We start from the raw sequence: 6,161 nt of genomic DNA, 5'->3' as shown, positions 1-6,161 counted from the left end.
GGGTTCGACGGCGGTAAGTTAGTCAAAGGCCGCAAGCGGCATATCGTTGTAGATACAATGGGTTGCGTGCTTGTCGTGTGCGTGCATGCCGCCAATATCTTTGATGGTACCGCCGCACGCGAAGTCATCGCACGCTTATTTTTACTCCTTCAATCCGTCAAAATTATTTGGACGGATGGCGCCTACGCCGGAGCAGAACTGATTGAATGGGTATTTAAGCAGTTTGCCTGTACGCTCACTCTTGTTCGGAAACAAACTGGTCGCAAAGGTTTTCATGTCTTGCCACGTCGCTGGGTCGTTGAAAGAACATTCGCTTGGCTTGGACGCTCGCGCCGATTGAGTAAAGATTATGAGCGTAAGCCAACCTCTAGTGAGTCTCAAGTTTACTTAGCGTCTAGTCGATTGTTGCTTCGCCAAATTTGCAATAATCAAGTTCGCTATAAATTAGCCGCTGGCTAGAAAAAACTGATTTGCCAGTTTCTAGACAGCCTCTTAGACGCTGGCGTATGTGACCGGACGCCATCAGATGCTGATTGCGGCGGCGATTGCGGATTATGCGGTGGGAAGTGCGCGAGATGGCGCAGGTGCAGTCGGCGGTGCTGGGGTTGTGCGATCTAGCTTTATTGTGCGCAGGGCGGCTGGCGCGGACTCAATGGCAATTATGCGGCGGGGATTCTGGAGGGTGTGGCGCATTTTCGGCCTGATCTGCTTTGAACTGTAAATTGAACCGCAAAGTGCGCAAAGAACACAAAGGGTTTTTTGTATGGGAAGGCTATCGCGTGTGCAGGTTTTTGGTGAGGTGCTGTTCGATCACTTCCCCGATGGGCGTCAGGTGCTCGGCGGTGCGCCCTTTAATGTTGCGTGGCATTTGGCGGCTTTTGGTGCCGCGCCGCGCTTTATTAGTGCAGTGGGCGCGGATGCGGCTGGTGCGCAGATTCGCGCTACGATGACAGCTTGGGGGTTAGCAACCGCCGATTTGCAAACTGATCCGGCACATCCGACCGGCGCGGTGCAGGTGAGTTTGCACGCTGGTGAGCCGCGTTATGACATCGTGCCCGACTGCGCCTATGACTATGTGCGTGTGCCCGAGGACATGATCTCAGGTGGTGTGCTTTATCACGGCACACTAGCGCGACGCGGGCCGGTGTCAGCGGCGACGCTTGATGCGCTCAAAGGCAGCGGGCCGGATGTCATATTTTTGGATGTGAATTTGCGTGATCCCTGGTGGTCGCTCGACCAAACCCGTGAGCTGGTGACGGATGCCGATTGGGTCAAACTCAATCGTGATGAGCTGATGCAGTTGTCCGATGCCGCAACAACCGAACAGGCGGATGCAACCATCGCGCTGGCACAACAGTTTTTAGAGCGCCATGCGTTGTCTGGGCTGATTGTGACGCTGGGTGCTGCGGGCGCATTCGCTGTAATGCCGAATGCCGCACCGGTCACTGTGATGCCGACAGCAGCACTGGAAGTGGTCGATACGGTGGGCGCGGGGGATGCGTTCGCGGCAGTGGTGGTGTTGGGGCTGATGCGCGGCTGGTCAGTGACGATGATGCTGGAACGCGCTCAGGCTTTTGCAGCGCGGATTGTCGGGCAACGCGGCGCGACCAGTCTGGATCGTGCGCTTTATGACCTGCCGTGGTTTTCAGATTCTCAGCCGTCGTAGTGGAAGCGGCAGGCGATGATAACTAGCGTGTGTCGTCAGTTCTTGTTGGGTAGTGCCTTGATTCGTAGGATTCAGTTGAGCCAATGGCTAAATTGAACACATCCTTTGGATTGGGGCACTACCAAAAGTTACCCTGAGACTGTTTTAGCAAAGAAAAAAGGTTAGCGTTGTCGGCTAACCTTTTGTTTTGTTTGGAGCTGGCGGACGGATTCGAACCCCCGACCTGCTGATTACAAATCAGCTGCTCTACCAACTGAGCTACGCCAGCCATGTGTAAGCGGTAAAGTTATGATAGCGCAATATGGCGGTTGTTCTCAACTGTTGCAGCCGTCATCGATGCGTGCTGCGCTGTTTGTCCTAAACTCCTCTTTTGCGCCTCGATATTGGCCTATTTTTTGCTTTAACTGCAATAACAACGCGCTAATTGTCGAATTGCGCCCATCGTCACACATTCGTCATGCGCCTGTTCTATAAATTATTGCGGCGTGAAGCATTAAATTTCTATAGGAGCACAATGGATATGAGCGAATTGATTCGGATTGGCCAGGGGTTTTTCGAAGACTTGGCAACCACACCACAGACCAAAGAACGCTTACTACTTGATAGTGTGTTATCGGAGCAAGAATTTGCGACAAAACATGCTGAAACAATTTTGGATCATTACATGCGCTTATTTCGTTTCGATTTTTTGCGTGAAGATGCGGAATTTTTCGCGGCGACGATTTGGCAATATTTGCAAACTTGGCGACACCAGGAGCGCGTTGCGTGCGAACACGCAACCTATGATTGCAACCGTTTTAGCGGTCAGCCGATAGCACGCTGGCCGAATCGTTCATTCGGCTGGTCAGGGATGGAGTGCGCGGTCTGATCTGAGCGGTCTGAGCGGCGTTCACGCACTCGTCACGGATACTCACTACAATCGCCGCCACCCGCGCCGCCTCTGGGCGCGACCGATCACAGCCGACCGTTTGACGAGTGAACCATGAGCATCGAGCATCGCTATACTCGCCGCCACGCCCGCGACCTCGCGGTGCAGATTCAATACCGTAACCGCCATTTTCGTCGCGCCCGCGGGCGTAATGTGTCGGATCAAGGCATGTATTTAGAAGTCAGTAATTTGACTCTGCCGACCGGAACACTAGTGGTATTGGAAGTGCGCGAATTGGAGCGCGATTGGCGCATTCCCGCCATTGTCGTGCATCAGGACAGCAGCGGTATTGGCGTGATGTTCCGCGAGACGCAGCCGGAATTATTACACGCCAATGCCGATGAATTGATACCGCTCCCGCTGGGATTTGATCCCAGTGCCGCTGCCGGACTCAGCGCCGCCTGAGTTTGCACCGCATCAGTTAATTCCACTCAAACAATACCCACTGCGGCACTGAGGTGTTGCGGGTTGAGCGTTCCTGCGCGTCGAGCACACCATCCCCATTGATGTCATAAAAATAGTAGGGCGGCCCGACTTGCGGCTGCACCCGCACCATGTAAAGCACGCCGCGCACGCGATATTCGTAGATGGTCTCGCGTCCCGATTCACGAATCGTAATCTCTGGCTCAACTGCTTCACCCGTGACCGGCGAGGGCACCACCTCGGGCGCTTGCAGAAAACCGCCCGCGCCGGCGGAGGCGTCCGCTTCGGGTTGAGCAGCTTCTTGCGTCTGCGTCTGCGTCTGCGTTTGCGCCAGCGTCACGCCGGATACACCAGACAAACTATACAGACAGGCGGTTAAGATCAGTCTTGCAAGTCCTCGCGTGCGCACGGCGTCACCATCTTCGGATTAGATCGGGGAAAGATGGTCGGCATGGTAGTACGATCCGGCATAATGCGCACTTTTCCCGCTCGCCGTCCCCGCCGCCCAGTATGGCCGAACTCAATCCGCGACAACTTCAAGCCGTGCGCTACACCGCTGGCCCGCTGCTGGTGCTCGCCGGTGCCGGTTCCGGCAAAACCCGCGTCATCACGCAAAAAATCGCTCATCTCATCGAACAGGTTGGGCTTGCGCCGCGTCATATCCGCGCTGTGACTTTTACCAATAAAGCCGCCCGCGAAATGCGCGAGCGCGTCAGTCAGCAGCTCAAAGGCACGCCGACACGCGGCCTGACGATCTCGACCTTTCATCGGCTCGGGCTAGATATTCTGCGCCGTCATCCCGAGGCCGCTGGGCTGCATTCCAGCTTTGCGCTGCTCGATGCTCAGGATGCAGAAACCTTGCTTAAGGAAGGGCTGCGCGGGTTGGCTGAAGCGGATGCCCTCAGCTCCGGGGCGGTGCAGCAGCGCATTTCTCGCTGGAAAAATGATCTCATCGACCCTGACCGCGCCGCGCAATGCGCCGAGGATGCCTTTGAGCGACGTTTAGCGGCGGTGTATGCCGATTATGAGCGCCGCTTGCGGATTTATAATGCGGTCGATTTTGATGATCTCATTGTTCTGCCAACTCGGATTTTTCAGAATCATGCGGCGATTCTCGATCACTGGCGCAGTCGGATTCGTTATTTATTAGTAGACGAATATCAGGATACAAACAGCGCCCAATATGAATTAGTGCGCTACTTAACCGGCGCACGCGGCGCATTTACTGTTGTCGGTGATGATGACCAGTCGATTTATGCGTGGCGCGGCGCACGACCGGAGAATTTAATGCGCTTGCAGACTGATTATCCGGCACTGACTGTGATTATGCTAGAACAGAATTATCGGTCAAGTGCGCGGATTCTCGGCTTGGCGAATGCGTTAATTGCGCAAAATCCGCATGTATTTGAAAAACGGCTATGGAGCGAACATGGCTTGGGCGCAAAAGCGCGGGTGATTCCGTGTCGCGATGAGCGTGATGAAGCCGAGCGCGTGGTGTCAGAAATTTTGCATTTGAAGTTTGCCGAACATCGCGCCTTTGGTGAAATCGCGATTTTATTTCGCGGCAATCATCAGGCGCGGGTATTTGAGCAAGCATTGCGCGAACACAGTGTTCCTTATTATTTAAGCGGCGGCACATCATTTTTTGCCCGCGCTGAAATCAAGGACGCGATGGCCTATTTGCGGCTATTAGCTAATCCGAGCGATGACACCGCTTTTTTGCGCATTGTGAATACGCCGCGCCGCGAAATCGGCTCCAGCACGCTGGAACAATTAGCCAATTACAGCCGTGAGCAGGGCTTGAATTTACTTGCCGGCTGTTCTGATTCAGGATTGGCCGCGCAACTCAATCCACGACAGCGCGAGCGGCTCGCGGCTTTTGTCCAACTTATTACCGAACATCGCACACGCGGGCGCACCGATCCAGTCGGCACGGCGCGGGCGCTGTTGCAAACGATTGGCTACAAAGGTTGGTTGCGTGAACAGGCATCGAGTCAGGCGGTCGCCGAGCGGCGCTATCAGAATGTTGAAGAGTTGCTCGATTGGCTTGGGCGATTGCGGCAGGGCGAGTCGCCGAAAACCTCGCTGGCTGAACTGGTCGATCATCTGGCGCTGATGGATGTGCTCGACCGTCAGGACGAAAACGCCGGCGGGGATCGCGTGCATCTGATGACGCTGCACGCGGCCAAAGGGCTGGAGTTTCCGCATGTGTTTCTCGTCGGCATGGAAGAAGAGTTGCTGCCGCATCGCACCAGCATCGAAGAGGACAGTATTGAGGAAGAACGCCGCTTGGCCTATGTCGGCATCACTCGCGCTCGTGCGACGCTGACCTTTACGCTGGCGCGACGGCGGCGGCGCTATGGCGAATGGGTGGTCGGCGAGCCGAGTCGCTTTTTGCGCGAATTGCCTGAGGATCAGCTCGATTGGGAGGGCGAGCGCCGCGATGATAGCCCCGAAGCGCGGAAGGCGCGGGGGCGGGCGCATTTGAGTGCGTTGAAGCAGATGTTGGCGGGGGAGTGAGTGGGAGAAGCGTGTTTGTTTGTTTGTTTGTTTGTTTCAATCCTTGTTGTAGTGGATTGTGGGTCGCGACTCGTCACAGCGCACGCATTAGGGAGACAAGCTAGAAACCGACCGCTACCGATCATACCCAATATCCACGCCACCAGACAACACCTTCTTAACCGTCGAATCTATCCCAACGCATCAAAATTAAGAACGCCTCGGCGACTGCAACGGCCCCCGACCAGCGCGACGCCGTAACCAATTGAAAGCTGACAGAATTTTCGGCTGACTCGCCAAGCGCCGTTCCAGCGCAAACTTGCCCGGAAACTCACACAACACCAGCCCTACCAGAATCGTCAACATCCCTTGACCCGGCAGCACCAACATCACGATTCCAGCCAGCACCAGCAGCCAACCGGCGAGATTTTTCAGCACCCGCAGCGCCACATACCACAGCGGATGTAGCGATTGCCAGCGGCTCGCATGACGTTTGGGATCAACGAAATAATCTTCTGGCAGTGCCGCCACCACAACCGGCAGCACCAGCAGCGAGCCAACAGCGGTCAGCAGTGACGCGCCCGCCAACAGCAACATCAGCGCCTGATGCGCCTCGATCCAACTGAGCAGTGCATCCAGCATCGC

Annotated in this window: 7 protein-coding genes, 1 tRNA gene and 1 pseudogene; 6 read left to right on the top strand and 3 right to left on the bottom strand. The window is 55.6% G+C overall.

The genetic code is table 11. The features are described 5' to 3' along the window. From BLW10_RS11125 to BLW10_RS11115, 3 genes and pseudogenes are all read left to right on the top strand, one after another. On the top strand, window positions 1-459 hold a 459-nt coding region (locus BLW10_RS11125), incomplete at its 5' end, for a transposase (RefSeq protein WP_143117057.1). A 159-nt stretch (window positions 460-618) separates the two neighbouring features. Next, a pseudogene (locus BLW10_RS14555) lies at window positions 619-714 on the top strand (haloacid dehalogenase); the annotation flags it as partial. Window positions 715-763: 49 nt separating this feature from the next. Beyond that, entirely contained in the window at window positions 764-1,666 is a 903-nt protein-coding gene (locus tag BLW10_RS11115; RefSeq protein ID WP_091334716.1) for a PfkB family carbohydrate kinase, read from the top strand. Window positions 1,667-1,858: 192 nt separating this feature from the next. Here BLW10_RS11115 and BLW10_RS11110 read toward each other — a convergent pair. Continuing rightward, a tRNA-Thr gene (locus tag BLW10_RS11110) sits at window positions 1,859-1,934 on the bottom strand. A gap of 252 nt (window positions 1,935-2,186) precedes the next feature. Here BLW10_RS11110 and BLW10_RS11105 point away from each other — a divergent pair. Together BLW10_RS11105 and BLW10_RS11100 are read left to right on the top strand one after the other, a co-directional pair. Next, window positions 2,187-2,534, top strand: a complete 348-nt coding sequence (locus BLW10_RS11105; protein ID WP_143117056.1) for a hypothetical protein — start codon at window positions 2,187-2,189, stop codon at window positions 2,532-2,534. Between the two features lie 114 nt (window positions 2,535-2,648). Then, the gene (locus BLW10_RS11100; RefSeq protein WP_091334713.1) at window positions 2,649-2,999 is read left to right on the top strand and encodes a PilZ domain-containing protein; all 351 of its coding nucleotides are present in this window, start codon (window positions 2,649-2,651) and stop codon (window positions 2,997-2,999) included. Between the two features lie 16 nt (window positions 3,000-3,015). Here the strand turns inward: BLW10_RS11100 and BLW10_RS11095 are convergent, their stop codons facing one another. Continuing rightward, window positions 3,016-3,375 carry a DUF2782 domain-containing protein gene (locus BLW10_RS11095; RefSeq protein ID WP_245709341.1) on the bottom strand — a complete coding sequence of 120 codons (360 nt, stop codon included), beginning with the start codon at window positions 3,373-3,375 and terminating at the stop codon, window positions 3,016-3,018. A gap of 152 nt (window positions 3,376-3,527) precedes the next feature. On the opposite strand from BLW10_RS11095, the gene BLW10_RS11090 reads away from it, so the two are divergent. Then, entirely contained in the window at window positions 3,528-5,537 is a 2,010-nt protein-coding gene (locus tag BLW10_RS11090; RefSeq protein WP_091334710.1) for a UvrD-helicase domain-containing protein, read from the top strand. 189 nt (window positions 5,538-5,726) lie between these two features. On the opposite strand, the gene BLW10_RS11085 is transcribed toward BLW10_RS11090, so the two are convergent. Further along, window positions 5,727-6,158, bottom strand: a complete 432-nt coding sequence (locus tag BLW10_RS11085; RefSeq protein ID WP_091334722.1) for a PGPGW domain-containing protein — start codon at window positions 6,156-6,158, stop codon at window positions 5,727-5,729. Between the last annotated feature and the right edge of the window lie 3 nt (window positions 6,159-6,161).

It is taken from the genome of Allochromatium warmingii (assembly GCF_900107145.1).
In the GTDB taxonomy this organism is placed as follows: Bacteria; Pseudomonadota; Gammaproteobacteria; order Chromatiales; family Chromatiaceae; genus Thermochromatium; species Thermochromatium warmingii.
This window is presented reverse-complemented; position numbering and strand designations above follow the sequence as displayed.